Genomic DNA, 25,962 nt, shown 5'->3' on the forward strand with positions numbered 1-25,962 from the left:
CCTGACGACGGGCCACGACGTTGCATGGGCCGCTCTTAGTTGCCCGGTTCGGTGGACGCTGGCGTGTCCTTTGGCGGCGCCGGCTGCACCGGTTCGGCTGGCGCTGCGGGTGCAGTGGCCGGCTTGGCCTTGCCTGCCGGTTCGGCCGATGTGGGCTTGTCCGTGGTCGCCGGGCGCGCTGCGGCGGGCTTGGGATCGGCACCGGTCTTGGCTGGCTTGGCCTTCTGCGCGGCCTGCGCCTTGGCTTTGCGTGCAGCCTGCGCCTTGGCGACGGAGCCGGGTTGCTTGAGTTCGGCCAGGGCTTCGGCGATCGGGCCGTCGCCCGGCAGCACGTCGCCGGCGCTGTAGCCCTCTTCGCCTTCGTCGTCGCCGCGCAGGTGGCCCGGCAAGGTGGCTTCGCTGTAGTCGGTCAGGCTGGCCGGCACATCGGCATCGCCGGGCTGCGGTTCGGGGGTGAGCAGTACGTCCGGCACGATGCCGCTGGCCTGGATCGACTTGCCGCTGGGCGTGTAATAGCGCGCGGTGGTGAGCTTGACCGAGTCGCCGTTATCCAGCGGCAGCACGGTCTGCACCGAGCCCTTGCCGAAGGTGCGGCTACCGATGATGCGTGCGCGCTTGTTGTCGCGCAGCGCGCCGGCCAGCACTTCCGACGCACTGGCCGAACCGGCATCCACCAGCACCACGACCGGTGCGCCGCTCAGCAGATCGCCCGGAGTGGCGTCGAACTTGGCATCGCTGATCGAGATGCGCCCGCGCGTGCTGACGATATTGCCCTTGTCCAGCAGATCGTCGGCCACCTGCACCGCCGAGGTCAGCAGACCGCCGGGGTTGCTGCGCAGGTCCAGCACCAGCCCGCGCAACTTGCCGCCGGCCTGCAGCTGCTTGAGGTTCTTCTGGAAATCGGCACCGGTGTCGGCCTGGAAGGTGCTGATGCGGATGTAGCCGTAGCCCGGCTCCAGCAGCTTGCTGCGCACGCTGGCCACGCGGATGGTTTCGCGCTGAAGGGTCACATCGAACGGCTTGGGCGTCTTGTCGCGCATGATGGTCAACACGACCTTGCTGCCGGATTCGCCGCGCAGCGGCTCCATCGCCTTGCTGGCATCGATCGGCTTGCCGTCGATGGCCACGATCACATCGCCGGCGCGGATGCCGGCGCGCGCGGCCGGGGTGTCGTCGATCGGCGCGATCACCTTGAGGGTGTTGTCCTGCTGCTGTAGCAATTCCACGCCGATGCCGTCGTAGGCGCCGGTGGCCTGTTCGTCGAAGGCTTCGGCATCTTCCTTGTCGAAATAGGTGCTGTGCGGGTCCAGGTCCGAGAGCAGGCCGCGCACGGCGGAGTGCATCAGCTTCTTGTCTTCGACCGGGTCGACGTAGGCCTGCTTGACCGCGTTGTAGACCGCCACGAAACGGCGGATCTCATCCAGCGGCACCTTGGAAACAGCGGCTTCATTGGCTTCCGGATCGTCCGCGCTGGCCTGGGCGGCGGCGGGGCCGGCCTTCTGCGCCCAACCAGGCGACGCGAACAGGGCCAGCGACAGGGCAACGGACAGGACGGCTACGCGCATGAAGCACTCCGACAAAGAGATAAGGCGCCCCGCAGCGCGGAGCTGACCGGATTATGCGCGAAGCAGCGGTAAATCCGCGTTGAATCGCGGGCGGTGCGCGGCGCTCAGCGGCGTTGCAGCCAGCTCGATGGATCCACCGGCTGCCCGTTGCGTCGCAATTCGAAGTACAGCGCCGGCACGCCCTGCCCGCCCGAACTGCCGACCTTGGCGACCGCGTCGCCACGTTTGATCGATGCGCCGGCATCGCGCAGCAAGGTGTCGTTATGCGCGTACAGGCTCATGTAGCCGTTGCCGTGGTCCACGATCAGGATCATGCCGTAGCCGGTCATCCAGTCGGAAAACACCACCGTGCCATCGGCCACTGCGGTCACGGTGGTGCCCTTGGGCGCGCCGATCAGCACGCCCTTGCTGGTGTGGCCATCGGGCAAGGTGGCGTTGAAGCGCGCCAGCAGGTTGCCCGCCACTGGCCAGCTGAGCCCACCGACCTTGGGGGCCGGTGCGTTGGCGACCACCTTGGGCGGGGTCTTGCCGGGGCGATCGGAACGCTCGGTTTTGCTGCGTTTGGCCTGCGCGGCGGCTTCGGCGGCAGCGCGCCGTTCGGCTTCGGCCTTGGCGGCCGCCGCGCGCAGATTGGCGAGCAGTTGTTCCAGCGCCTTGGCGTCCTGGCCGATTGCCTTTTCGCGCTCGGCGCGCTGCTTGTAGCGATCGTCCAGCTGCGCGACGGTGGCCGCCTGTTGCGAGCGGTCCTTCTGTAGCGTGGCCGCCTGCGCCTTCTGCTGCGCGCGTGCGGCATCCAGCGCCTGGCGCCGGGTGACGATGTCCTGTTCCACTTTCGCCAGGGCATCCAGTTGCGTGGTCAGGGCGTGGATGCGTTGCGCACGTGCGTTTTGCACATAGCGGTGATCGGCCAGCATGCGCGTGGCATCGCCCACCGTGTCCTGCGACAGCAGCACCTTCAACGGTGCATTGCGGCCCACCTGATCGGCAGCGCGCAACAATGCCGCCAGCTGCGTGCGCTGGCTCTGCAGGCCGCGCTGCAACTGCGCGCGTTCCTGCTGCAGGGTGGACAGATGCTGTTCCTGCGCGCGCATCGCCGCTTCGGTTTCGCTCAAGGCGCGTGCGGTCTTGGCCACTTTCTCGTCGGCCTGGCGTAGCTGTTGCGCAGCAGTGCCGCGTTTGCCTTCCAGTTCGCGCCGATCGGCGCTGATGGTCTTGAGCTCATCGCGCAGCTGCTGCAGTTTGCGCTCGGTCTCGCGCTGGCTCTGCGCGCTTGCGCCCACGCTGCCCAGCAACGTGCAGGCCAGCACACCCGCCGCCAGCCACATCCGCCCACGGCCGGTGGCGGGAGCGAGCGGCAGGCGCGGCAGCGGTGCGGACGAAGGGGGCAACGAAAGATCCAGTGACTTCAGGCAGGTGCGCGATTGTAGCCAAGCATGATGTGATCGCCGCCACGCCCCAGACTACCGCCGCCGCGCGAGGTTCAGCATGAAGCCCCAAATTCTCCTCCTGGCACTGTCCCTGGTCTGCACGAGCGCCTGGGCCGAGGAGGACGTCAGCAAGGTCAACGGCAAGATCAGCGCAGATGCCGGCAAGACCTACGGCGCCCTGGAAACGGTCAACGGCTCCATCGAGATCGGTGCCGGTGCGCAGACCAAGAACGTGGAAACCGTCAATGGCGGCATCCGCATCGGCGACAACGCGCGCACCGGTGGCGTGGAAACGGTCAATGGCTCGATCACGCTGGGCCAGAAAGTCACCGTGTCCGGCGGGCTGGAGACGGTCAACGGCAGCATCCTGGCCGAGCGTGGCAGCCAGATCAGCGGCGGCGTGGAAACGGTCAATGGCAGCATCGGGCTGGTGGGAACCGAGCTCGGCAAGGGCATCGAAACGGTCAACGGCGACATCACTGTCGGGGTGGGCTCGCACGTGCGCGGCGGCATCGAAGTGAGCAAGCCGAGCTTCGGTTTTTCGTTCCAGCCCTCGCGCAAGCCGCGCGTGGTGATCGGCCCGGATGCGGTGGTCGATGGGCCGTTGCACTTCGAGCGCGAGGTCAACCTGTACGTGCACCGCAGCGCCAAGATCGGCGCGGTGAGCGGCGCCACCGCGCGCAGCTTCGATAGCGACGTCGCACCGAAGGACTGACCGACGCAGCACGCACCTGCCGGTGCGTGCGCCGGATCCAGGGCGCCCGCTCCAGGCGCCCTGCCCGGCCCGCCATGCAACCGCAGCACACGCAGCCGCGCGCTCACCCCGCCGTCCGACGCACGCTCTAAGATCGGGATTCCGCCGCACGAGGAGTTCCGATGCCCCGCAAGATCCTGTTGTGCCTGGCCGCGACGCTGGCCCTGGCCGGCTGCAAACGCGAACCCGCCGCTGCGCCCGGTGCGCCTGCCGCGCAGACGCCGACCGAGAGCGCGCCCACCGCGCCGGTCAGCCGCCACACCTTCTCCCCGGAAATGACCACGGGCGACTTCGCCGAACTGGTCAAGACACTGGCGTCGGACGACTTCGAAGGCCGCGGCCCGGGGACGCCGGGCGAAGAAAAGACCGTGACCTACATCCGCGACCAGATGCAGCGCATCGGGCTGCAGCCGGGCAATGGCGACAGCTGGTTCCAGGAAGTGCCGATGGTGGAAACCACCGCCGATGCATCCACCGCGCCCAGCCTGCGCAGCGGCGAGCAGACCCGCACCCTCGCCTTCGGCACCGACATCGTGGTCGGCACGCGCACCGGCCAGGCCGAGGTCAAGCTGGACAACAGCGAGCTGGTGTTCGTCGGATATGGCGTGGACGCACCCGAGCAGCAGTGGAACGACTATGCCGGCCAGGAGTGGAAGGGCAAGACGGTGGTGATGTTCGTCAACGACCCGGGCTTCCACACCGACGATGCCAAGTTGTTCGATGGCAAGCGCATGACCTACTACGGGCGCTGGACCTACAAGTTCGAAGAAGCCGCACGCAAGGGCGCGGCTGCGGCGTTGATCGTGCACGACACGCCCGGCGCCAGCTACGGCTGGGACGTAGTGAAAAATTCCTGGTCCGGCCCGCAATACGACTTGCCGGCCAAGGACGACCCCGACCCGCGCCTGCCGGTGCAGGGCTGGATCAGCGCCGAAACCGCCAAGCAATTGTTCGCCAACGCCGGGTTGGACCTGGCGCAGGCCTACAAGGACGCCAGCAAGCGCGGCTTCAAGCCGGTGCCGTTGAAGGCCAGCTGGTCGGTCGATCTCAAGAGCACCATCGCGGCCAAGACCTCGCGTAATGTGGTCGGCGTGCTGCCGGGCACCAGCCACGCCGACGAGGCGGTGCTGTACATGGCGCACTGGGACCACCTGGGCAAGCATCCGGGCGAACGCGGCGACAACATCTACAACGGCGCGGTGGACAACGCCACCGGCGTGGCCGGCATCCTGGAAATTGCCGATGCATTCGCGCACCAGGATCCCAAGCCGGCGCGCTCGGTGGTGTTCCTGGCGGTCACGCTGGAAGAATCGGGCCTGCTCGGTTCCAAGTATTACGTGGCCAACCCGAGCTTCCCGCTGGACAAGATCGCGGCGGTGATCAATCTGGATGCGATGTCGGTGGCCGGGCGCGCACGCGATGTCACCGTGGTGGGCATGGGCAGCTCGGAGCTGGAGGACATCCTCAAGCCGATCGCCGCCATGCAGGGGCGCACCCTGCACGCAGAAGCCACCCCGCAAAGCGGCTCGTACTTCCGCTCGGATCACTTCAACTTCGCCAAGGCCGGCGTGCCGGCGTTGTATGCCGATGGCGGCGAAGACCTGCGCGAGGGCGGCACTGCCGCCGGACGTGCCGCGGCCGAGGACTACGGACGCCATCGTTATCACGCCCCGGGCGACGAATACGACGCCGCCACCTGGAAGCTCGATGGCACCATCGAAGACCTGCAGGTGGTCTATGGCGTGGGCAAGGAGGTCGCTGCCGGCGAACGTTGGCCCAACTGGTACCCCGGCAACCCGTTCAAGGCCGCGCGCGATCGCATGATGGCCGGCAAGCCTGGCGCGAGCGCGGCGAGCGCGCAGCCGGCCGACGCTGACAGCGCGGCCACGCAAACGCACAAGGCCCAATCTCCACGCTGAGGCCGCCGCGCCGTCACTGCCGCACGGTGTGGCACGACTGCATCAGCGACCTGCCTTGCGCGACCATCGCCGGAAACCAGCTGTTACGCAAAAGGCCTCCCACCGGAGGCCTTTTGCATTGTTGCCTCATGTGAGGCCTCTGGCGATCAGCCACGCCACATCGTGCAGCTGCGATCTTGCGCGATCAGGGGCCTGCTGCACTGACCTTACATCTCAGCCCATGGATGGGACGCATGGCCATGCGGCAATCGCGCATGCTCTGCGACGCTCGATCTACCCTACCCGCCTGGCAGGCGAACGAGACGTGCGCCACTCAATCGTTCTCCACGCTCACCACGTGACCGTCTTCCGGATCCACGTGCAGTTCGACTTTTTGCCCGTTGCGCTTGGCATCGGCCTTCCACAGGCCATCCTTGAACTTGAGGTCGTGCACATCGGCATAGCCGCCGGTGGAGAGCGACGCGCGCACGTCGGCTTCGCTGAGCTTGGAGGTGGTCTGGTCGCCATAGACGCGGCCGGTCACCGGATCGATGTGCACGTCCACGTCCTTGCCGTCGCCGCTACGCGCGTCTGCCGTCCAGACGCCATGCTCGAACTTGACGTCGTGCACCTTGGTGTAGCCCTTTGCGGTGAGCATGCTGGTGACCTCACCGGAGGTAAGCGCCTTGGCCGGCTTGTCGGCCGCCTGTGCCAACGCACCCTGCGACAGCAAGGCAAGGGCGCCGATGAGTGCGGTCTTCATCAATGGCTGTGTCATGGGAATGCTCCTGCAGTGAAGTGCGCTCATGCTGGAGGGCGGCCTATCGCCATCAGGTGAAAAACGGGCAAGCGGCCGCAACGAAAGTTCAGTTAGCTGAAACGCCGAGGTGCTTGCTCACCTGCGATGCACGCGATGTTTACATCGACGCGGATGTCGCGGCTGAGCACGCATCGTGTGTTATCCACGATCGCAATCGCAGCAACGTGCGTGTGCTTCTCACCTTGCCAACGCCGTGTGCCCGCGCGCTGCGTGCGCTGGAAAAGCCGCCTTGCGGCGGCTTTGCTTGGCATCAGCGTGTCGTGCGTGCAGCGGATGTGCTTGTTGCCGAGGTCGATGCAGCGGAGCTGCGCGCTGCGGCAGTCGCAACCGGCGCACGCGTGGCGAGTGCGGCCTGTGGCGACAGGATCGCCATCTGCGGCTTGTCGGTGCCGTCCTTGTTGGGGTGCACGTTGTACGCGTAGCTGAGGTTCCACCACGAACCGGCCGCCCACCAGGTCCAGCCCAGCCACACGTCTGCATTGGTTTCCATGTGTGCCAACATGCCTTGCAGCGCCTGGTTGCACACCGCATTGTTGGCGGTGCCGAATTCGCCCAGAAAGCCGCGCTTGCGGTTGGTGCGCAGCCACTGCGTGAAGTTGCGCAGGCGCTCGGCGCCGATGGTGCTGCTGACACAGGTGCTGCTGGTGCCGCTGGAATCGGCATCCAGATACTGGTGCACTTCGAAGGCGTAGCGATTGAGCGGGTCGTAGATGGCGGTCAGCGCGGTGGCGTTGGAATAGCCATCGCTCGTGGGGGAATACCAACTGTGCGCGCCGGTCCACAATGCGCCGGGCACCAGAATCAGGTTATTGGCACCGGTCCTGCGGATGGCATCGATGGCGGCCTGCGCTGCGCCGGCCCATTCGCTGGCCGAAATATTGTTGGGCTCATTCATCAGCCCGAACATCACCGCGTTGTCGCTGTTGAATGCCAGTGCCAGACGACGCCAGAGATCGGTAAACGTGGCCACCGGTACTTCCGGGCCGCCGATCTTGTAGCCGTAATACTTGGCGTAGTTGTGGATATCGATGAGCAGATACATACCGGCTGCCTTGGCGCGTGCCACCGCCTGCTGCAGCAACGCGAGCTGTGCCGGGTCCAGTTCGCCGTTCGCGGTGGGCTGCAGCCGCTCCCACAGGATCGGCAGGCGGATGGTATTCATGCCGACACCGGCGAAATAGGTGTAATCGTTGGTCGCGGGGTACATATAGTCCTTGTTGAGGACTCCAGGCTTCTTGGACGATGCGTACTCGGCACCTGAAAGATTGACGCCGGCATAGGTGAGCGCGCGCGTCTGCGCGTGGGCCAGCGACAGGCTACCGAACACGATGAAAAGCAGCGTAGAGCGCAGTAGCGCGCGCAACGAAAAGCAGACAGCAGACATGACACAACTCCTCAGACGGGGGCGATGCGGGTAAGTGCATGCGCGTTACGTGCGATGCACTGCATCGGTCTAAGTCAATGCATCAGCCGTGCCCAATTGCTGCCGGTGGCCAGTTCAGCGCCAATATGCGAACTGCATCGCAGTCACACTCTGCAAAGTGCGTTGTCGAGATTGATAGGCCGCACAAAAGCGCCAGATATGGGCCGGTATTTGCGCAAGTGCGGCGTGGGTTCGTCCGTGCTGTCGACTTTGCGTCGTATAGAAGCGCCTGCCGTCAGTGGCATGACGTCATGTCCATGACGCCATGCCGCATTGAAGTGCAACCGAGGTTGCAGGCATAGGCTGCCTCGATCTTTCCGCGAAAAGACCAGGAAAAGTGTCCGATCGCGATAATGCTCAGCCCGGTAGAAAGCGCGCTCGCTACCGGATGGAAGAGCGACGTGTGATGACGATTGCCTGCGGCGCCCGCACGTGCCTGCACTGGCGCTATCGTTGCCAACAGCAGCGACAGCACCCGCGTGCAGGCGTCAGGCGGGCGCGGCAGGCGCTTGGCGTGGATCACCTACGGTGTGGTTTGCGTGCCATCCGCGCCCAGCTGACGACTATTTGCTGGGCGCGTTGGTCGCGCTTAATCGGTAATCCGGCGCGCACGTGGGCTCAATATCGACATTTGCGGCTTGTCGCGCCCCTGCGCATCCGGTTGCACGTTGAACGGATACGCCCTGCTCCACCACGCGCCTGCCGCCCACCAGGACCAGCCCATCCACACATCGCTGTTGGATTCCATGTAGCCCAGCATGCCGTTGAGCGCGAGATTGCAGGTGACCGTGTTGCCGGTACCGAACTCGGCAAGAAACCCGCGTTTTTTGTTCAGGCGCAGCCATTCGGTGAAACTGCGCAGGCGCTCGACTCCGATCGTGGCACTGACGCACCCGCCGCTGGTGCCGCTGGAATCGGCATCCAGATATTGATGCGCTTCGATGGCATACCGATTGAGCGGGTCGCGAATGGATGCCATCGCCACTGCATTGGATTGCCCGGCCACTGTGGAGTACCAGCTATGCGCGCCTGTCCATAACGCACCCGGCACCAGAATCAGATTGTTTGCACCGGTTTTACGAATGGTGTCGATCGACGCCTGCGCGGCTCTTGCCCACGCTTGCGGATCGATGTCGTAAGGCTCGTTCATCAGCCCGAAGATCACGGCGTTGTCGCTCTTGAAGGCGATCGCCAGCCGTCGCCATAGATCGTTGAAGGTGCTGATCGGCACTTTCGTGCTGCCGATGGTGTGGCCGTAATACTTGGCGTAGTTGTGCACATCCACGATCACGTACATGTTGGCCGCCTTGGCGTTGGCGACCGCCTGCCGGATCAACGCCAGCTGCGCCGGATCCAGCTCGCCGCCCGCTTTTGGCTGCAGCCGTTCCCACAGGATCGGCAGGCGAACCGTGTTCATGTGCTTGCCGGCGAAGTAGGCGTATTCGTCGGCCGCCGGATAGTGATAATCGATGTTGAGCACGCCGGGTTTTTGTGAGGATTTGATCTCGGCGCCGGATAGATTGATGCCTGCATACTTCAGGCCGGAAGTGCTTTGCGCCTGCGCGAGCGGCATGACGGCAAGCAATAGCAAAGACAGCGCGCGGCAACGCGGCCGGCGCGTACGCGTGGTGAGGGATTTCATGGGGGAACTCCTGAGACTTCTGCGTGCGAAAGACCTGTGCAAGGACGGCGCGCTGATGCGGGTATGAGCTCGTTCGATGTAAGACAGCAACGCGTCCATCACCAGACTAGGCGTATACGCCCGCACAAACCACGGTTGAGAGGGATCAATCGGCCAAGCTGTGCAGTGACCCGCAGTTCTTGTGTTAGAGCGCGCACGCATGGCGCGAACGTACCGCACCGTTTGCACACGCTTCGAACAGTGGCGCGCATCGCCTGCGCGATGGCGTGCTGTACATCGCGGGCGAATGCAGCTGCATTCGTGCAATGCCTCTGCGCTGCAGCGCCTATCTGTCCATCACGATGGGTTGCCTGATTGGCGATGCTGTCGCCGGGCAATGCCAGCCACAGCGGCAGACAGTGCGCAGGTGTAGTGCGGACGTCGACGCGATAGCGCGGATTGGATGAGATCGCTCGCGCGTCGTCCATGCATCGTGGCGCGCAGGCGTCGCATCAGGGCGTCGCCGAGACGGCAGCCTCGCACTGCAAGTTGCACCAGCGCATGGACGATATGGCCAGCGCTCGATACCGGGCTGTTGCATGCCATCGAACAGCGCACATCGGCAACACGCAGCGCGTGAGCTGGCGCGCGATTGCCTCTGCCTTCTGCTGCCCGCAGCGAGCCAGCGGCGGTCTGCCCTTCTCCGAAGCAGGCGGCCCCACGCGCTGCGGCAATGACAAAAAAGTGGCCGCAACACTGGTTGCGACCACCTCTGGCTGCGCCGCTGCTTACTTGCCGGCGCGGCGTGCGTACTTGCTCAGGATCGCCATCTGCGGCTTGTCGCTGCCGTCCTTGCCCGGTTGCACGTTGAAGGGATAGTCCGGCTTCCACCACGCGCCCGCCGCCCACCAGGTCCAGCCCAGCCACACGTCGCTGTTCTTTTCCATGTAGGTCAGCATGCCTTCCAGCGCCTTGTCGCAGACCGGATTGTTGGCCGTGGCGAATTCGCCCAGAAAGCCCTTCTGCTTGTTCTCGCGCAACCACGAAGTGAAGCCCTGCAGCTTTTCTTGGCCTACCGAGTCGCTGGTGCACACCGGCTTGGTGCCGCTGTAGTCCTTGTCCAGGTACTGATGCGCTTCGAAGGCCAGGTTGTTGCCCGGGTCCTTGAGGATTTCCAGCGCCTTTGCGTTGGAGACGCCGTAGCTGGTGCTGCGCCAGCTGTGTGCGCCGGTGTAGGCGGTGCCCGGCACCAGGATCAGGTTATTCGCGCCGGTCTTGCGGATCGCGTTGATCGCCCCCTGCGCGGCATTGGCCCAGTCGGGTGCGGAAATGCCATTGGGCTCGTTCATCAGCCCGAAGATCACCGCCTTGTCGTCCTTGAACTCCAGCGCCAGCCGGCGCCACAGATCGGCCAACGCGCCGGCCGGCACATCGCTGGTGCCGATGCGCTTGCCGTTGTACGTGGCGTAGTTGTGCAGATCCAGGATCAGGGACTGCTTGTTGGCCTTGGCTGCTTCAAGCGACTTCTTGATCAGCCCCAATTGGGCCTGGTCCAGCGGGCCATTGAGCTCGGGCTGCACGCGTTCCCACAGGAACGGCAGGCGGATCGTATTCATGCCCTTGCCGGCGAAATAGCTGAAATCCGAGGCGGCAGGGTAGGTGTAATCCTTGAACAAGGTGCCGGGCTTCTTGCGCGAGTTGAACTCGGCGCCGGACAGATTGACGCCGACATACTTCAGGCCAGCGGTGTCCTTCTTCGGGCCGGGCGGCTCCTTGGCCTGGACCAGTGGGGCGGCGGCGAGCAAGGTCAACGCGAGCGCGGCGATGCGCAAGCGGGGAAAGTGCGGGGGAGTGCGGAACATGGAAGTCTCCTTCGGCATCGACGTGGGCGGCCGCGGGGGAGGGCACGGCCAGCGCAGATGGTGCAGCGCCATCTGCTGCTGCGTGAGTCTGGGAGCTCGCACGTTAGTGCGCCATTCACGCGCATGGCGCGGATTTGACCGCCTGCGAACACGCGCAAGGCGCATCATGCCGCTGCGCTCGCGTTCGCAAGAGACCAGGTAAGACGCACTGTCGCAGGAGTGCGACATCTGCGCGTTTTAAGCTACCGACCCTTTCTTCCCGTTGTTGGCGCGCCTTGCCGACGACGCAACACCCCCCGGAGTTTTCCCATGAGCACAGCCCACGCCTACGCTGCCCAGGCCGCCGATCAACCACTTGCCCCGTTCGTGTTCGAACGCCGCGCGCCCGGCCCCAACGACGTGCAGATCGACATCGCCTACTGCGGCGTGTGTCACTCGGACCTGCATACCGCACGCAACGAATGGCACAACACGCTGTACCCCTCGGTGCCCGGCCACGAGATCGTCGGCCGCGTGACCGCCGTCGGCAATGCGGTCACCGGCTTCAAGGTCGGCGACCTGGCCGGTGTCGGCTGCATGGTCGACAGCTGCCGCAGCTGCGCCTCCTGCCAGGAAGGCGAAGAACAGTATTGCGAACAGGGGTTCACCGGCACCTACAACGGGCCGATGTTCGGCGGCGGCGAGAACACCTACGGCGGCTATTCCGACCATATCGTGGTCGACCAGAAATACGTGCTGCGCATCACCCACAGCGACAACCTGGCCGCGGTGGCACCGTTGCTGTGCGCCGGCATCACCACCTATTCGCCGCTGGCACACTGGAAGGTGGGTCCGGGCCAGAAGGTGGGCGTGGTCGGCCTGGGCGGCCTGGGCCACATGGCGGTGAAGATCGCCAAGGCGATGGGCGCCACCGTGGTGTTGTTCACCACCTCCGAGAGCAAGCGCGCCGATGCGATGCGCCTGGGCGCCAGCGAAGTGGTGATCTCCAAGGACGAAGCGCAGATGGCCGCGCAGTACAACACCCTGGACTTCATCCTCAACACCGTGGCCGCGCCGCACAACCTGGACCCGTTCCTCAACGCGCTCAAGCGCGACGGCGCCATGGTGCTGGTGGGCGTGCCCGAGCAGTCGCACCCGTCGCCGGCGGTGTTCAACCTGGTGATGAAGCGCCGCACCCTGGCCGGCTCGCTGATTGGCGGCATCCGCCAGACCCAGGAAATGCTGGATTTCTGCGCCAAGCACAACATCGTCTCGGACATCGAAACCATCCGCGCCGACCAGATCAACGAGGCCTACGAGCGCATGCTCAAGAGCGACGTGAAGTACCGCTTTGTGATCGATATGGCCACGCTGGATAAGGCGGCCTGAGTAGTTGTTACGTCACGCTGTAATGTTGCCGTCTGCGTCGCTGTCGATGCGGACGGTAATACACCTCGCTACTCTGCTGGCGAGCTAATCAACGATGTGGATAGAGGGTTCCTTTGTGCATAGAACGTTGATGCACTCAGAGTGGTCAGCGATGAAAAACTCCATAACTTCGCCGTAGAATCCTGTTGGAATATACGACTCAAGTACTTCATCGTGCTGGCTCCAACCGCCAAAGAGAACCTGTGAGACGGTTGCTCCCTCTATCTCATCAAATGATTCCATATTGCAGCGCCAGAATTCAGAGAAATCGCGTTCGTCCAGTATCTTTACGCCGACCACATCGCTAAAAATGATTTGGACAGTCCTATTAGAGGCATGGGCGGTCAAGTGTACGACGCAGCAGTTTTTTTCATAAACGATTTTCGAAACTGATGTGTACTCAGGTAAAACTGAGCTAGGCAGGCTCCGCAAGGTTAATTTCTTCATGTCTACGTCTAATCGACCCGAGTCTCGGTTTGGCTTGTAGTGATTCTCGTTGAAGCCGAACGTGTAGAACCCGGCAAAACAAGACGTTGATTTCGCAAAACCAGCAATAATCGCCTGAATAGTGGTCGGGCTGTTGAGTGATTCCGAAACGAGTTCCTTCAGATGAATCGATGCAAAGTGCCGTGCACTTCTCTCTCACCAGGCTGCCACACGCTTCGACGGAGAGAAGCGTACGGGCAGCGCAAGGTTATGTGACATGCCCAAGCTAAGAGCGCAGCTTGCCTGTACCCTCGGGCATCATTGAGTTCGTTGATCTTTAGATGTCGAATGCGAGGCGCAACGTCCAGCTCAGGTATTGCTAGTTCTATCTCACGTAGCTCTTGAGGCGCGACTTCGGGGTCTCTGTAGGAAAGATTCTTCGCCTTGCTGAGCTAGGCGCGATCCATATGCTCCTCATCACCCTCATGCCGCAGCCGGCTCCTTGACCTGCGCGTTCACCCCCAGCAGCTGCACGATGCTTCCCGCCGCATCGCGGCCTTCGGCCACTGCGGTGACCACCAGGTCCGCACCGCGCACGCAGTCGCCGCCGGCGAACAGGCGGGGGTTGCTGGTCTGGTAGGGCAGGCGGCCGTTGCAGTCGGCCGGGGCGACAATGCGGCCGTTGCTGCCGGCTTCCACGCCTTGCGAGGCCAACCAATCGGGCAGGGTGGGCGAGAAGCCGAAGGCGATGATCACCACGTCCGCTTCCAGCAGCGATTCGCTGCCTTCCACCGGCACGGCATTGCGGCGGCCGCTGGCATCGGGCTCACCTAATCTGGTTTCCACCACGGTCACGCCGATGGCTTCGTCGTCGGCGCCGGATTCGATCGACAGCGGCTGGCGGTTGAACAAAAAGCGCACGCCTTCTTCGCGCGCGTTGGCCACCTCGCGCGCCGAGCCGGGCATGCTGGCTTCGTCGCGGCGGTAGGCGCAGGTGACCTTGGCCGCGCCCAGGCGAATGGCGCTGCGCACGCAGTCCATGCCGGTATCGCCGCCGCCCAGCACCACCACGCGCTTGCCGCTGAGGTCGGGCAGGGCGAGCTGGTCTTCCCAGCCGGCGATCGGCCGGCCGTGCGGGTCGTTGCCGCTGACGATGCGGCTGTTCTGCACCAGGAACGGCAGCGCCGGCAGCACGTTCTTCAGGTCTTGCCCGGGCAGGCCGCCGTCGGTGTAGCGATAGGCGCCGGTCCCTAAGAACACCGCATCGTATTCGCCCAGCAACTGCTCGATGCTGACGTCCTTACCGATCTCCACGCCCAGGCGGAACTGCACGCCCATGCCTTCGAGGATCTCGCGGCGCTTGCCGATCACCGACTTGTCCAGCTTGAAGCTGGGGATGCCGAACTGCAGCAGCCCGCCGATCTGCTCATAGCGGTCGTAGACCACCGCCTCGATGCCGGCACGCGCCAGCCGGTCCGCACACGCCAGCCCAGCCGGGCCGGCGCCGATCACCGCCACGCGGTGGCCGGTCGGCTGCACGTTGCCCAGGTCCGGGCGCCAGCCCATCTTGAAGGCGGTGTCGACGATGTACTTCTCCACCGCGCCGATGGTGACTGCGCCGAATTCCTCCAGCGTGCAGCTGCCTTCGCACAGGCGGTCCTGCGGACACACCCGCCCGCACACTTCCGGCAGCGGGTTGGTGGAATGGCATAGCGCGGCGGCTTCCTCGATGCGGTTTTCCTGCACCAGCTGCAGCCACTGCGGGATGGCGTTGTGTACCGGGCATTTCCAGCTGCAATACGGGTTACCGCAGTCCAGGCAACGGCCGGCTTGGTATTGCGCATCGGCCTTGTCGAACTTGCCGTACAACTCGCCCCAGTCGCCGGAGGTGCGCAGTTCCACCGGAATGCGCGTGGGCATGGTCCGGGGCAGGTCGAGGAATTGGAAGGCTTGCTTGCGGCTCATAGGGGGGGGATTCGGGAGTTGGGATTGGGGATTCGCAACAGCGGGCGACATGGGTCTGACGCAGTGCGAATCTCGAACAGGCAATCTCGATGCGTGAGAGCAGGGAGTGGAGATTCGGACATCGGGATTTGCCAAGGCGACGACAGGTCGCATGGCTTGAGCGAATCCCCAATCCCGTCACTCAGGCGGCACGCCTGAGCGACTCCGTCAGCGACTCGATGCTGGCGGCCTTGGGTTTGACCAGCCAGAACTTGCCGATGTAGTCGCGGAACTCGTCCAGGATCTGCTGCGCCCAGATGCTGCCGGTCAGCTCGCGGTGGCGGCTGATCAGCGTATGCAGATGCTGGCGATGGTTCTCGAAGCCTTCGGCCGAGACGCGGTGGATGTCGATCAGCTCGTGGTTGTAGCGGTCCACGAAGTCGCGTTCGATATCCAGCACGTAGGCCAGGCCACCGGTGAAGCCGGCGCCGAAGTTCAGGCCCACCTTGCCCAGCACCAGCACGATGCCATCGGTCATGTATTCGCAGCAGTGGTCGCCGGCGCCTTCCACCACCGCCAGCGCGCCGGAGTTGCGCACCGCAAAGCGCTCGCCCGCCCGCCCGGCCGCGAACAGCTCGCCGCCGGTGGCGCCGTACAGGCAGGTGTTGCCGACGATCGGCGTGTTGCGTGCCTCGAAGCGCGCGCCGCGCGGCGGACGCACCACCAATCGCCCGCCGGCCATGCCCTTGCCGACGTAGTCGTTGGCTTCGCCTTCCAGCTCCAGCTGCAGGCCACCGGCGTTGAACGCGCCGAAGCTCTGCCCGGCGGTGCCGCGGAAGCGCAGGTTCAAGGGCGCATCGCTCATGCCGTGGTTGCCGTGCGCGCGCGCGATGGCGCCGGACAGGCGTGCGCCGATCGAGCGGTCGGTGTTGTGGATCAGGAAGCGATGGTCGCCACCGCTCTTGTGCGCGATCGCACCGGCGAGCAGGCCATCCATCTGCGTGGCCAGGCTGTCGGGCGATTCGTACAGGCGCTGGGCGGCGCAGTGGCTGCCGTCGTAGCGGGCATGCGTCAGCAGGCGCGAGAGGTCGACCTTGACGCCGGGGCGCGGCGAAACCTCCAGCTGTTCCAGCAGGTCGGTGCGGCCGACGATCTCGTCCAGCGAGCGCACGCCCAGGTACGACAGCCACTGGCGCACTTCTTCGGCCAGCAGGCGGAAGAAGTGCTCCACCCGCTCCGGCAGGCCGGTGAAGTAGCCGGCGCGCAGGCGCTCGTCCTGGGTGGCCACGCCGGTGGCGCAGTTGTTGAGGTGGCAGATGCGCAGGTACTTGCAGCCCAGCACGATCATCGGCGCGGTGCCGAAGCCGAAGCTGTCGGCGCCGAGCAGCGCGGCCTTGACCACGTCCAGGCCGGTCTTCAGGCCGCCATCGGTCTGCAGAATGGTGCGCTCGCGCAGATCGTTGGCCACCAGCGCCTGGTGCGACTCGGCCACGCCCAGTTCCCACGGCACGCCGGCATAGCGGATCGAACTGACCGGGCTGGCACCGGTGCCGCCGTCATGGCCGGACACGGTGATCAGGTCGGCGCCGGCCTTGACCACGCCGGCGGCAATCGTGCCGACGCCGGCATGCGCCACCAGCTTCACCGAGACCAGCGCGGTCGGGTTGACCTGCTTGAGGTCGTAGATCAGCTGCGCCAGGTCTTCGATGGAATAGATGTCGTGATGCGGCGGCGGGCTGATCAGGCCGATGCCGGGCTTGGCGTAGCGCAGCCGGGCGATCAGTTCGTTGACCTTGTGGCCGGGCAGCTGGCCGCCCTCGCCGGGCTTGGCGCCCTGGGCGACCTTGATCTGCAGCACCTCGGCATTGACCAGGTATTCCGGGGTGACGCCGAAGCGGCCGGAGGCCACCTGCTTGATCTTGGAGCGCTTCTCGGTGCCGTAGCGGGCCGGATCTTCGCCGCCTTCGCCGGAGTTGCTGCGCCCGCCCAGGCGGTTCATCGCAATGGCCAGCGCTTCGTGCGCCTCGGGCGACAACGCGCCCAGGCTGATTGCGGCGCTGTCGAAGCGCCGCAGCACATCTTCGGCCGGGGCCACCTGATCCAGTGGCGTCGGGGTGTCGGCACGCTTGAGCTGCACCAGGTCGCGCAGCGTGGAGGCCGGGCGCGCATGCACCGCGTCCACGTACTTCTGCCAGTCGCCGGCATCGCCGGTGCGGGTGGCACGCTGCAGCGTCATGACCACGTCGGGGTTGTACATGTGGTACTCGCCGCCGTGCACGTACTTCAGCAGCCCGCCCACTTCCGGCTTGAGCTGGTCGTTCCAGGCGCGCACGGTCAGCTCGCGCGCCTCGGTGTCCAGCCGTGCCAGATCCACGCCGCCGATACGCGCCGGGGTGTCGGCAAAGCACAGGTCCACCACGTCCGGGTCCAGCCCGACGATCTCGAACAGCTGCGCACCGCGATAGCTGGCGATGGTGCAGATACCCATCTTGGAGATGATCTTGGACAGGCCCTTGTAGATGCCTTTGCGGTAGCGGCGGCCGATCTGCGACTGCTCGCCACCCTTGCTCAGTTGCAGGATGCCGCGCCGGCCCAGGTCGAACAGCGTCTGGTAAGCCAGGTACGGATACACCGCGGTGGCGCCGACGCCGAGCAGGCAGGCCATGTGGTGCGGGTCGCGCGCGGTGCCGGTCTCGATGATCAGGTTGACGTCGCAGCGCAGGCCCACCTTGCACAGGTGGTGATGCACCGCGCCGGTGGCCAGCAGCGCATGCGCCATCGGCCGGTCCGGCACCGGGTAACGGTCCGACAGCAGCAGCATCACCGCGCCGTCGCGCGCGGCGGCTTCCACCTCCTGGCAGATGCGCTCCAGCCCGGCCTTGAGGCCTTCTTCCAGGCTGTAGGACAGGTCGATCAGGCGGTTGCGCTCGACGTACTGCTCCATCTTCAGCAGCTGGCGCAGCTTGCGCTGGCTGAGCACCGGCGAATTGAGGATGACGTGGTTCACCGTCTCCGCACCGGCGTGGAAGATATTGGTCTCCCTGCCGAGCTGGGTGGTGAGCGACATCGCGATGCCTTCGCGCAGCGGGTCGATCGGCGGGTTGGTGACCTGCGCGAACGCCTGGCGGAAGTAGTCGTACAGTGGCCGGGTCTGGCGGCTGAGCACCGCCATCGGGGTGTCGTCGCCCATCGAGCCGGTGGCTTCCTGCTCGGTCTCGGCCAGCGGGCGCAGCACCTGTTCCACTTCCTCGGTGCTGAGCTGGAACAGCTTGTGATAGCTGCGCAGGGTCTGCTCGCTGAAGGGTTCTTCCACCAGCGAGGGGTCGATCAACTCGGTCTGCAGGTAGGTCACGCCCTGCTGCAGCCATTGCTTGTACGGGGCGCGCGCGCGGTTGATGCGGTCGATGGCATCGGAATCGAGCAGGTCGCCGCGCTTGAGGTCGATGGCCATCATCTCGCCCGGGCCCAGCTTGCCCTTGCGGGTGATGCGCTCGGCCGGCAATTCCCACACGCCGGCTTCGGAAGCGACCAGGAAGTGGCGGTCGGAGGTCAGCATCCAGCGCGCCGGGCGCAGGCCGTTGCGGTCGAGCATGCAGGCCGCGTAGCGGCTGTCGCAGGCCACGATGCCGGCCGGGCCGTCCCAGGGTTCGGTATTGAGGCCGTAGAACTCGTAGAACGCGGCCAGGTCGGCGTCCTTGAACTCCAGCGACTGGGTCGCCGGCGGCACCAGGATGCGCAGCGCCTGCAGCAGGTCCATGCCACCGGCGATCAGCAGCTCCAGCATGTTGTCCAGGCTCTGCGAATCGGAGCCGTGCATGGAGATCACCGGATCGAATTCGGCAATGTCGAAGCGCGGGGTCTGCCACACCTTGCTGCGCGCCTGCGCCCAGCGCCGGTTGCCTTCGATGGTGTTGATTTCCCCGTTGTGCGCGAGCAGCCGGAACGGGTGCGCCAACGGCCAGCGCGGCAGCGTGTTGGTGGAAAAACGCTGGTGAAAGACAATTGCGCTGGAGGACAGGTCGCTGCGCTGCAGGTCCGGGTAGAACGTGCTCAGCTTGTCCGGCAGCACCATGCCCTTGTAGCTGATGCCGTTGGGCGAGAGGGTGGTGACGTAGAAGTCCGGCACGCCCTGCAGCTGCTGCTCGGCGCGACGGCGTGCCAGGAACAGCGCCAGGGTAAAGCCGTCTTCGGTCTGCTCCGCACCGGCATCGACGAATACCTGCTCGATGCGCGGCAAGGTGTCGCGCGCCAGCTGGCCGCACACGCTGTCGTCGGTGGGCACCACGCGCCAGCCGCGCAGCTGCACGCCGGCGGCCTGCAGCTGCGCTTCCAGTTCGGCGCGACATCGCGCGGCCTCACTTTCGTCCAGCGGCAGGAACACCACACCGGCCGCGTAGCGCGTGCCCAGGGGGATGCCGGCATCGCGCGCGAGCCCGCGCAGGAATGCATCGGGTTTGCGAATCAGCAGGCCGCAGCCATCGCCGGTGAGCCCGTCGGCGGCGACACCGCCGCGGTGGGTCATGCGCGAGAGCGCCGCAATCGCGGTATCCACCAGCGCGCGGGAGGGTTGGTCGTCCAACTGGGCGACCATGCCAAAACCACACGCGTCGCGCTCGTCGCGCACGCTGTTGTAGAGACCGTAGTCGTTGAGCCCTTGGCGAGTGCGGGGGGCCATGTCTGCCTCTTTGCGATCTTAGGAGAGCGGCGACGACGTCGCAGCGCTCGATCCGTGGAGCGTTCGAAGAGGTCACCGGATGATCGACTAGACCACAGTTGATGCGGTGCCGCAATACACCGTTACAGCTGCAACGAGAACCGCTGCAACCCCTTGTGCCAGCAGGCTTGGCGCCGGTCTTGCGACAGGCGCCAAGGCCGTCTCAGCCGCAGCGCACCGAGGTGATCACGTTCTTGGCGTCCACTTCCAGATTGAGCCGTTCGCCATTGAATTCCATGGTGGTCATCTGGCCGGGTTTGAGCACACGCACCGACTTGGCGCCGGCATCGCTGCGTGCCTGTTCGCCCACCGCATCGGTCAACGGCTGGCCCACCAGCGATTGCACCTGGGTGGCATCGCAAGTGCCGATCGGCGGCGCTTCCGGCGCTGCATCCGGTGCGGGCGCAGCGGCTTGTTCGGCCGCGTGCTGGGCCTTGGCGGTGACGGCTTCCTGCTCATCGGGTTGCGGTTTGTTGCAGGCAGTCAATGCAGCCAGCATCACCAGGGTGCAGGTCAGGCGAGCAACAGGTAGAACAGCGCGCATCGATCACTCCAGCAAAGGGGGATGCCCAAGCATAAGCACAAAGTCACGCGACGGGCATGGCTTGCGCACACGGCGTTGTCGTAGCGTTGACGCAGCCTAGTCTTGCTGCGGCCAACAATCGCGGCCAGTCCCTCGACCTGTGCGCAATGAAAGCCAAACGTGTTGTTCGCAATGCCGCAGTCGCCGTCAGTACGGCCGGCAAGCTCGCGGCGGTCGCCACCGGCGCCGCCGTCGCCACGGCCGCTGTGGCAAGCGCAGCCGCTGTGGCGCAGGCCAAGGCGACCGCGCGTGCGGCCGGGCTGACCTATGTCAACGACCAACAGCCCGGCATCAGTCGCCGCAAGGCCGGCAAGAGCTTCAGTTACCGCGATGCCGACGGGCAACGCATCGCCGATGCCGACACCTTGCAGCGCATCCGTTCGCTGGCGATTCCGCCGGCCTATACCGATGTGTGGATCTGCGCCAAGCCCAATGGCCACCTGCAGGCGACCGGGCGCGATGCGCGGCGGCGCAAGCAATACCGTTATCACGCCGACTGGGCGCAGGTCCGCGGCGAAGGCAAGTTCGAACGCGTGATCGCCTTCGGTACTGCGCTGCCCAAGTTGCGGCGGCGGTTGCGTCGCGATCTGGTGCTGCCGGGATTCCCGCGCGAAAAGGTGCTGGCGATCGTGGTGGCGTTGCTGGCCGACACCCTGGTACGCGTCGGCAATGCCGAATACGCGCGCAGCAATCGCTCGTACGGGCTGACCACGCTGCGCAACCGGCACATGGAATTTCTGAAGGGCGGACGCGCGCGGCTGAAATTCCGTGGCAAGAGCGGCCAGGACCACGATATCGAAGTGGACGACAAGCAACTGGTCAAACTGATCCGGCAATGCCAGCAGCTGCCGGGGCAGTCGCTGTTCCAGTACCGCGACGACGATGGCCAATTGCAGCCGGTGGATTCGGGGCAGGTCAACGACTATCTGCGCGAGGCCATGGGCGAAGACTTCACCGCCAAGGATTTCCGCACCTGGGGCGGCACATTGGCCGCGCTGCAACGCCTGGCCCGGCTGCCGCTGCCGGAGCGCAGCAGCGAACGTGCGCTCAAGCAAGTGCAGAACGATGTCATCCGCGAAGTGGCCGATGCCTTGGGCAACACGCCCTCGGTGTGTCGCAAGGCCTACATCGACCCATGCGTCTTCGAAGGCTGGCGTGCGGGCCAGCTGCAGGCCATGGCAACCGGTGTGCGTGGCGAGCGCCAGTGGGAAGCGGCCACGCTGAAGTTTTTGAGCGCTTCGCGCAGCAGGCTCAAGACGCAGTCGACGTCTGCGGCAAGGCGCAAGTCGGCCTAAGCGCCCGAGGCTGACACCCACGGCATTCGCCACAGCCAGGGTGTCGGCGTGTGCGGGCATCACGTACCGCGCGCACGCCGGTTCCTGCGCGTCGCTCATGTCCGCCTGGCGACGATCAGCGACGCGGTGTCAACCATTCCAGGTGGCCGCCTCGGGACGCAGACAGCAGCGAGTGCCGTACCGAATCCCGAATTTCGATTCCCGAATCCCGAATCCTCAGCCGCAATAGATGGCCGTGATGCTGTTGTTCGGGCCGGTTTCGATGGTGAGCTGATCGCCGCCGCTTTCGCTGGCGCCCTGGGCCGGGTCGGCCAGGCCGCTGGCGGTGGTGCCGCCGCTGGCGCGCTCGCCGCGGCGCACGATGACGCGCTGGCTGTCGCTATCCACGCGTGCACGTTCGATGGTCTGCGCGGCCGCCGCCAGACCCACCGCACCACGCACCTTGTCGCTATGGCACTGGCCGGAGATGGCGCCGTCGATGGGCTGCACCTGCGCCACCTGGTTGGAGGCACAGGCCGACAACAACGCAGCGGCAGCGAGTGGGGCGAGGATACGGATCATCGGGAAGCTCCAGGGCAAGAATGCCGCAAGCGTGAAGGTGGCGTTGTCGGGATGGCATGAAGATGCTGCGCGGCACCGTGTCAGAGACGGGCCTCACCCGTGTCTGCCGGTGATCGTCAGCGCGCCGGACACGCTGCGCCAACGCTGGGCTACCTGGATTCGCTTGCCAATCCAGTGTTTCCGGACAGCGCCTCGCCCAGCAGCGCGAGAGGTGCAGACTCCTGCTTCCAACCCAGACGATCAGTAGCATGACCATCAAACCGCTGCTGCTTGCATTGGTTGCCTGCGCGGCGCTGCCGCCTTCGGTTGCACGTGCAGCGCCCGCGCCCAGCCAGGCCACCATGACGGTGGCAGGTCTCCAACGGCCGGCGCAGATCCGCGTGGACAGGTGGGGCCTGGCACATATCTACGCGCAGACCGACGACGACGCGTTCTTCGTGCAGGGTTTCAATGTGGCGCGAGACCGTTTGTTTCAGCTGGATCTACTTCGCCGCAAAGGGCTGGGCCATCTCTCCGATGCGTTCGGGCCAACCTATGTGGAACAGGACCGTGCCGCGCGGCTGTTTCTGTATCGCGGCGACATGGCACAGGAATGGAGCAGTTACGGGCCCACTGCCCGGCGCGACGTGGGCCGATTCGTCGCCGGCATCAATGCGTATATCGCATGGCTGGACAGTCACCCGCAGGCACTGCCCTACGAATTCGACAAGCTGGGGTATCGCCCCGAACGCTGGGCGCCGGAGGATGTGCTGCGCATCCGCACCACCGGCCTGAGCCGCAATGTCAAAAGCGAAGTCGCGCGTGCGAACGTCGCCTGCAAGGCCTCGCTGGCTGTCGATGCGATACGCCTGAGACTGCAGCCGGCCTGGACCACCACGCTGCCGGACGGGCTGGACCCGTGTCTGCCGAAAGACGTGCTGAAGGTCTACGAGCTGGCGACGCAAAGCCCCAAGCTGAGCGCAAGCACGCAACTTGCGGCAATCGCATCGACGTTATCGGCCATTGACGATGACGCCTCTGCCGAAGGCAGCAACAACTGGGTCATCGCGTCGCAGAAATCCGCCACCGGTCACGCGGTGCTGGCGGACGACCCGCATCGGGCCTACAACGTGCCCAGTCTTCGCTACTTCGTGCATCTCAACAGCCCTGGTCTGGACATCATCGGTGCCGGCGAGCCCACCGCGCCTGGCATCGCGATCGGGCATAACCGAACCAGCGCGTTCGGCCTGACCATCTTCAACATCGATCAGGAAGATTTATACGTGTATCGGTTGCGTCCAGACGACAACGCGGCGTACTGGTACCAGGGCAAATGGGAGCCGCTGCGCAGCGAGCACGAACAGATCGCCGTGCGCGGCGCCGCGCCGGTGACAACAGAGCTGCAATTCACCCGTCACGGGCCGGTGATCTATGTCGATGTCGAAAAACATGTGGCGTATGCGCTGCGGTCGGTATGGAGCCAGCCCGGCGCGGCGCCCTATCTGGGCTCGCTACGCTACCTGCGCAGCAACGCGTTCGTGCAGTTCAAGGCCGCACTCGCCCATTGGGGAGCGCCGTCGGTCAACCAGGTCTATGCAGATGTCGGCGGAACCATCGGCTGGGCCACCGCCGGCATGACCCCGCGCCGCGATCACGGCGATGGATTGCTGCCCGTGCCCGGCGATGGCCGCTACGAATGGAACGGCTTCTGGGACGGCACGGTGTTGCCCTGGTCGAAGAATCCCAAAGCCGGCTTCATCACCACCTCCAACGAGATGAACCTGCCCGCCGGCTACCCGGTTGCGCAGCGCAAACTCGGCTTCGAGTGGGCCAATGAGGCTCGCCATGCCCGTATCACCCAGGTGCTCTCGCAGCTGCCCAAGGTGACGCTGGAGGACTCGGAAAAACTGCAGAACGATCAGGTCTCGTTGCCCGCGCAACGCCTGGCCGCATTGTTGCGACCGCTGCGTTCGCAGGACCCTGATATCAGCGCCGCACTGACGTTGCTGCGGCCATGGAATGGCGAGGTCAGCGCTACGTCCCCCGCCGCAGCGCTGGAAGAGGTCTGGTTCAGTCGCTATCTGGGCAATGCATACAAAGCGTTGCGATTACAGCCGTCGGAGGCCGACAGCTTCGGCGCGCCCGATGCCGCGGCCATGCTGGATGCGCTGGAACATCCTGGCGCCGCGTTCGGCGCAGCGCCGGCCGCACGCCGCGACCAGTTGCTGCTGCAGTCGTTGCGCAGTGCGTACCAGGCGCTTGTCTCGCTGCAAGGCCCCGATGCCTCGCAGTGGCAATGGGGCAAGCTGCATACCAACAAGATCTCGCATGCGATGAGCGCGGTGGCCGGGGCCGATCGCGCGCTGCTTGATGTCGGTCCGTTCGCCAAGGGCGGCAGCCCTTATACGCCGAATCAGTCCAGCTACGACCCTGCCGATTTTCGCCAGACGATCGGTCCTTCTGCACGATTGATCATCGACCTGGGCAATTGGGATAACTCTCGCGCCATGAATTACCCCGGCCAGTCCGGCGACCCGGCCAGCCCGCATTACCGCGACCTCGCACCGCTATGGCTCAAGGGACGCTATTTCCCGCTGCTGTACACGCGCGCTGCGGTAGATGCGGCAACCGAACAGATCTTCGACCTGGTGCCTGCGCAGGCGCACTAACGCAACCGCGAACCGACCTGACGCCGCGCACATCGCGTAGCAAGCGCGAGAATCCCGGCGTTTGCTACGCCGCCTGCGCTCACGCCGGCGCAGTCGCCTCGCGCACGAAGGCTTCATAGGTGCGCAGCGGACGTCCCAGCAGCGCCTGCAACTGCGCCACCGTGCCCTCTGCCGCGTGCATGCCCAGGCGCTGGATGCCGGCCATCATCAGGCGCATGTCATAGGCCAGCCACGACGGGCCGTACGTCGCCAGCTGTGCTTCGAAGGCGGCCACGTCATCGCCGGCGTAGGCGATCTCGCGCCCAAGCGCTGCGCTCCAGACCTTGGCCGCATCCACCCCGGTCAGTGCCTGCGGGCCGACCAAGTCGAGCGTGACGGGTGGCAACGGACCGTCCGCACGGTCGCGGCGCAGCAGCTCGACGACCGCGATATCGGCGATGTCGCGCGCATCGATCATCGCGATGCCCTGTGCGCCGATCGGCATCGGGTACAGGCCGTATTCGGTGATCGTCTGCTGCACCATGCCTTCGTTCTGCATGAAGTACGCCGGCCGCAGGATCGTTGCCGGAATTTCCAGGCTTTCGATCATGCGCTCGACGGTGTGCTTGCCGGTGAAGTGCGGCACGTTGGTGTACGTGTCGGCATGGATCACCGACAGATACACGATGCGCTCGATGCCGGCTTCCTTGGCCAGATTCAATGCGATCAGCGCCTGGGTCACTTCGTCGGGGGTGACCGCATTCAACAGGAACAGCGTGCGCACCGATGCCAGTGCGGCGCGCATCGATGCGACGTCGGTGAGGTCGGCCACCACTTCGGTGACACCTGCCGGAAAGGAGCGTTTGCCTTGCTGGCGGACCAGCGCCTTGACCTGCGCGCCGGCGTCGGCAAGGCCTTGGGTGACCAGGGAACCGACGGTGCCGGTGGCACCGGTGACGAGAATGCTCATGGTGAATCTCCTGCGTTGGATGGACGGTTGGATCGGAGCGAAGCGGCCGGTGCGGTGGTGCTGCT

Annotated in this window: 18 protein-coding genes and 1 pseudogene; 5 read left to right on the forward strand and 14 right to left on the reverse strand. The window is 65.3% G+C overall.

Translation table 11 applies throughout. The features are described 5' to 3' along the window. Nucleotides 1-35 precede the first annotated feature (35 nt). A complete protein-coding gene (locus ACDH77_RS00120) occupies nt 36-1,565 on the reverse strand; it encodes a S41 family peptidase (protein ID WP_031420464.1) in 1,530 nt (509 codons plus the stop codon). Nucleotides 1,566-1,669: 104 nt separating this feature from the next. Beyond that, nucleotides 1,670-2,953 carry a murein hydrolase activator EnvC family protein gene (locus tag ACDH77_RS00125; RefSeq protein ID WP_031420465.1) on the reverse strand — a complete coding sequence of 428 codons (1,284 nt, stop codon included), beginning with the start codon at nt 2,951-2,953 and terminating at the stop codon, nt 1,670-1,672. Between the two features lie 97 nt (nt 2,954-3,050). Between ACDH77_RS00125 and ACDH77_RS00130 the strand changes: the two genes are divergently transcribed. Both ACDH77_RS00130 and ACDH77_RS00135 read left to right on the forward strand, forming a co-directional pair. Continuing rightward, a complete protein-coding gene (locus tag ACDH77_RS00130; RefSeq protein WP_008572935.1) occupies nt 3,051-3,707 on the forward strand; it encodes a hypothetical protein in 657 nt (218 codons plus the stop codon). Between the two features lie 161 nt (nt 3,708-3,868). Then, complete coding sequence (locus ACDH77_RS00135) at nt 3,869-5,665, forward strand: M28 family metallopeptidase (protein WP_031420466.1); 1,797 nt, start codon at nt 3,869-3,871, stop codon at nt 5,663-5,665. 313 nt (nt 5,666-5,978) lie between these two features. Here the strand turns inward: ACDH77_RS00135 and ACDH77_RS00140 are convergent, their stop codons facing one another. The 6 genes and pseudogenes from ACDH77_RS00140 to ACDH77_RS00165 all read right to left on the reverse strand — a co-directional run bounded on the left by ACDH77_RS00140 (nt 5,979) and on the right by ACDH77_RS00165 (nt 11,370). Further along, the gene (locus ACDH77_RS00140; RefSeq protein ID WP_014088878.1) at nt 5,979-6,422 is read right to left on the reverse strand and encodes a PepSY domain-containing protein; all 444 of its coding nucleotides are present in this window, start codon (nt 6,420-6,422) and stop codon (nt 5,979-5,981) included. Between the two features lie 292 nt (nt 6,423-6,714). Then, nucleotides 6,715-7,848 (reverse strand): glycoside hydrolase family 5 protein, encoded by a 1,134-nt coding sequence (locus ACDH77_RS00145; protein ID WP_127166456.1) that lies wholly within the window; start codon nt 7,846-7,848, stop codon nt 6,715-6,717. Nucleotides 7,849-8,122: 274 nt separating this feature from the next. Continuing rightward, nucleotides 8,123-8,410, reverse strand: coding sequence for a hypothetical protein (locus ACDH77_RS00150; protein WP_146200096.1), 288 nt, complete (start codon nt 8,408-8,410; stop codon nt 8,123-8,125). Nucleotides 8,411-8,476: 66 nt separating this feature from the next. After that, a complete protein-coding gene (locus ACDH77_RS00155) occupies nt 8,477-9,529 on the reverse strand; it encodes a glycoside hydrolase family 5 protein (protein ID WP_109290582.1) in 1,053 nt (350 codons plus the stop codon). A gap of 132 nt (nt 9,530-9,661) precedes the next feature. Next, nucleotides 9,662-10,063: pseudogene (locus ACDH77_RS00160) on the reverse strand (hypothetical protein); the annotation flags it as partial. A gap of 233 nt (nt 10,064-10,296) precedes the next feature. Then, nucleotides 10,297-11,370 (reverse strand): glycoside hydrolase family 5 protein, encoded by a 1,074-nt coding sequence (locus ACDH77_RS00165; RefSeq protein ID WP_372353652.1) that lies wholly within the window; start codon nt 11,368-11,370, stop codon nt 10,297-10,299. A 309-nt stretch (nt 11,371-11,679) separates the two neighbouring features. On the opposite strand from ACDH77_RS00165, the gene ACDH77_RS00170 reads away from it, so the two are divergent. Beyond that, on the forward strand, nt 11,680-12,738 hold the full coding sequence (locus ACDH77_RS00170) for an NAD(P)-dependent alcohol dehydrogenase (protein ID WP_008572924.1): 1,059 nt from the start codon (nt 11,680-11,682) through the stop codon (nt 12,736-12,738). 84 nt (nt 12,739-12,822) lie between these two features. Here ACDH77_RS00170 and ACDH77_RS00175 read toward each other — a convergent pair whose 3' ends face one another. From ACDH77_RS00175 to ACDH77_RS00190, 4 genes are all read right to left on the reverse strand, one after another. After that, complete coding sequence (locus ACDH77_RS00175; protein WP_126952716.1) at nt 12,823-13,224, reverse strand: hypothetical protein; 402 nt, start codon at nt 13,222-13,224, stop codon at nt 12,823-12,825. A 462-nt stretch (nt 13,225-13,686) separates the two neighbouring features. After that, nucleotides 13,687-15,168, reverse strand: a complete 1,482-nt coding sequence (locus ACDH77_RS00180; RefSeq protein WP_011345795.1) for an FAD-dependent oxidoreductase — start codon at nt 15,166-15,168, stop codon at nt 13,687-13,689. Between the two features lie 181 nt (nt 15,169-15,349). Beyond that, on the reverse strand, nt 15,350-19,822 hold the full coding sequence (gltB, locus tag ACDH77_RS00185; RefSeq protein WP_338338964.1) for a glutamate synthase large subunit: 4,473 nt from the start codon (nt 19,820-19,822) through the stop codon (nt 15,350-15,352). 202 nt (nt 19,823-20,024) lie between these two features. Further along, a complete protein-coding gene (locus tag ACDH77_RS00190) occupies nt 20,025-20,405 on the reverse strand; it encodes an I78 family peptidase inhibitor (RefSeq protein ID WP_011345797.1) in 381 nt (126 codons plus the stop codon). A gap of 56 nt (nt 20,406-20,461) precedes the next feature. Between ACDH77_RS00190 and ACDH77_RS00195 the strand changes: the two genes are divergently transcribed. Next, nucleotides 20,462-21,739, forward strand: coding sequence for a DNA topoisomerase IB (locus tag ACDH77_RS00195; protein ID WP_014088883.1), 1,278 nt, complete (start codon nt 20,462-20,464; stop codon nt 21,737-21,739). Nucleotides 21,740-21,955: 216 nt separating this feature from the next. Here ACDH77_RS00195 and ACDH77_RS00200 read toward each other — a convergent pair whose 3' ends face one another. Beyond that, nucleotides 21,956-22,300 carry a hypothetical protein gene (locus ACDH77_RS00200; protein WP_031420473.1) on the reverse strand — a complete coding sequence of 115 codons (345 nt, stop codon included), beginning with the start codon at nt 22,298-22,300 and terminating at the stop codon, nt 21,956-21,958. 248 nt (nt 22,301-22,548) lie between these two features. On the opposite strand from ACDH77_RS00200, the gene ACDH77_RS00205 reads away from it, so the two are divergent. Beyond that, nucleotides 22,549-24,948, forward strand: coding sequence for a penicillin acylase family protein (locus tag ACDH77_RS00205; protein WP_218488966.1), 2,400 nt, complete (start codon nt 22,549-22,551; stop codon nt 24,946-24,948). 79 nt (nt 24,949-25,027) lie between these two features. Here ACDH77_RS00205 and ACDH77_RS00210 read toward each other — a convergent pair whose 3' ends face one another. Then, nucleotides 25,028-25,897, reverse strand: coding sequence for an NmrA family NAD(P)-binding protein (locus ACDH77_RS00210; protein ID WP_338338963.1), 870 nt, complete (start codon nt 25,895-25,897; stop codon nt 25,028-25,030). Nucleotides 25,898-25,962: the final 65 nt, after the last annotated feature.

It is taken from the genome of Xanthomonas axonopodis pv. maculifoliigardeniae (assembly GCF_041519315.1).
Taxonomy (GTDB): domain Bacteria; phylum Pseudomonadota; class Gammaproteobacteria; order Xanthomonadales; family Xanthomonadaceae; genus Xanthomonas; species Xanthomonas euvesicatoria.

Coding starts and splice junctions, on each gene's coding strand:
- ACDH77_RS00135 (WP_031420466.1), top strand. CDS start 3,869: ATGCCCCGCAAGATCCTGTTGTGCCTGGCCGCGACGCTGGCCCTGGCC.
- ACDH77_RS00165 (WP_372353652.1), bottom strand. CDS start 11,370: ATGTTCCGCACTCCCCCGCACTTTCCCCGCTTGCGCATCGCCGCGCTC.
- ACDH77_RS00140 (WP_014088878.1), bottom strand. CDS start 6,422: ATGACACAGCCATTGATGAAGACCGCACTCATCGGCGCCCTTGCCTTG.
- ACDH77_RS00190 (WP_011345797.1), bottom strand. CDS start 20,405: ATGCGCGCTGTTCTACCTGTTGCTCGCCTGACCTGCACCCTGGTGATG.
- ACDH77_RS00130 (WP_008572935.1), top strand. CDS start 3,051: ATGAAGCCCCAAATTCTCCTCCTGGCACTGTCCCTGGTCTGCACGAGC.
- gltB (WP_338338964.1), bottom strand. CDS start 19,822: ATGGCCCCCCGCACTCGCCAAGGGCTCAACGACTACGGTCTCTACAAC.
- ACDH77_RS00180 (WP_011345795.1), bottom strand. CDS start 15,168: ATGAGCCGCAAGCAAGCCTTCCAATTCCTCGACCTGCCCCGGACCATG.
- ACDH77_RS00210 (WP_338338963.1), bottom strand. CDS start 25,897: ATGAGCATTCTCGTCACCGGTGCCACCGGCACCGTCGGTTCCCTGGTC.
- ACDH77_RS00155 (WP_109290582.1), bottom strand. CDS start 9,529: ATGAAATCCCTCACCACGCGTACGCGCCGGCCGCGTTGCCGCGCGCTG.
- ACDH77_RS00175 (WP_126952716.1), bottom strand. CDS start 13,224: ATGAAGAAATTAACCTTGCGGAGCCTGCCTAGCTCAGTTTTACCTGAG.
- ACDH77_RS00195 (WP_014088883.1), top strand. CDS start 20,462: ATGGCTTGCGCACACGGCGTTGTCGTAGCGTTGACGCAGCCTAGTCTT.
- ACDH77_RS00145 (WP_127166456.1), bottom strand. CDS start 7,848: ATGTCTGCTGTCTGCTTTTCGTTGCGCGCGCTACTGCGCTCTACGCTG.
- ACDH77_RS00170 (WP_008572924.1), top strand. CDS start 11,680: ATGAGCACAGCCCACGCCTACGCTGCCCAGGCCGCCGATCAACCACTT.
- ACDH77_RS00120 (WP_031420464.1), bottom strand. CDS start 1,565: ATGCGCGTAGCCGTCCTGTCCGTTGCCCTGTCGCTGGCCCTGTTCGCG.
- ACDH77_RS00200 (WP_031420473.1), bottom strand. CDS start 22,300: ATGATCCGTATCCTCGCCCCACTCGCTGCCGCTGCGTTGTTGTCGGCC.
- ACDH77_RS00205 (WP_218488966.1), top strand. CDS start 22,549: ATGACCATCAAACCGCTGCTGCTTGCATTGGTTGCCTGCGCGGCGCTG.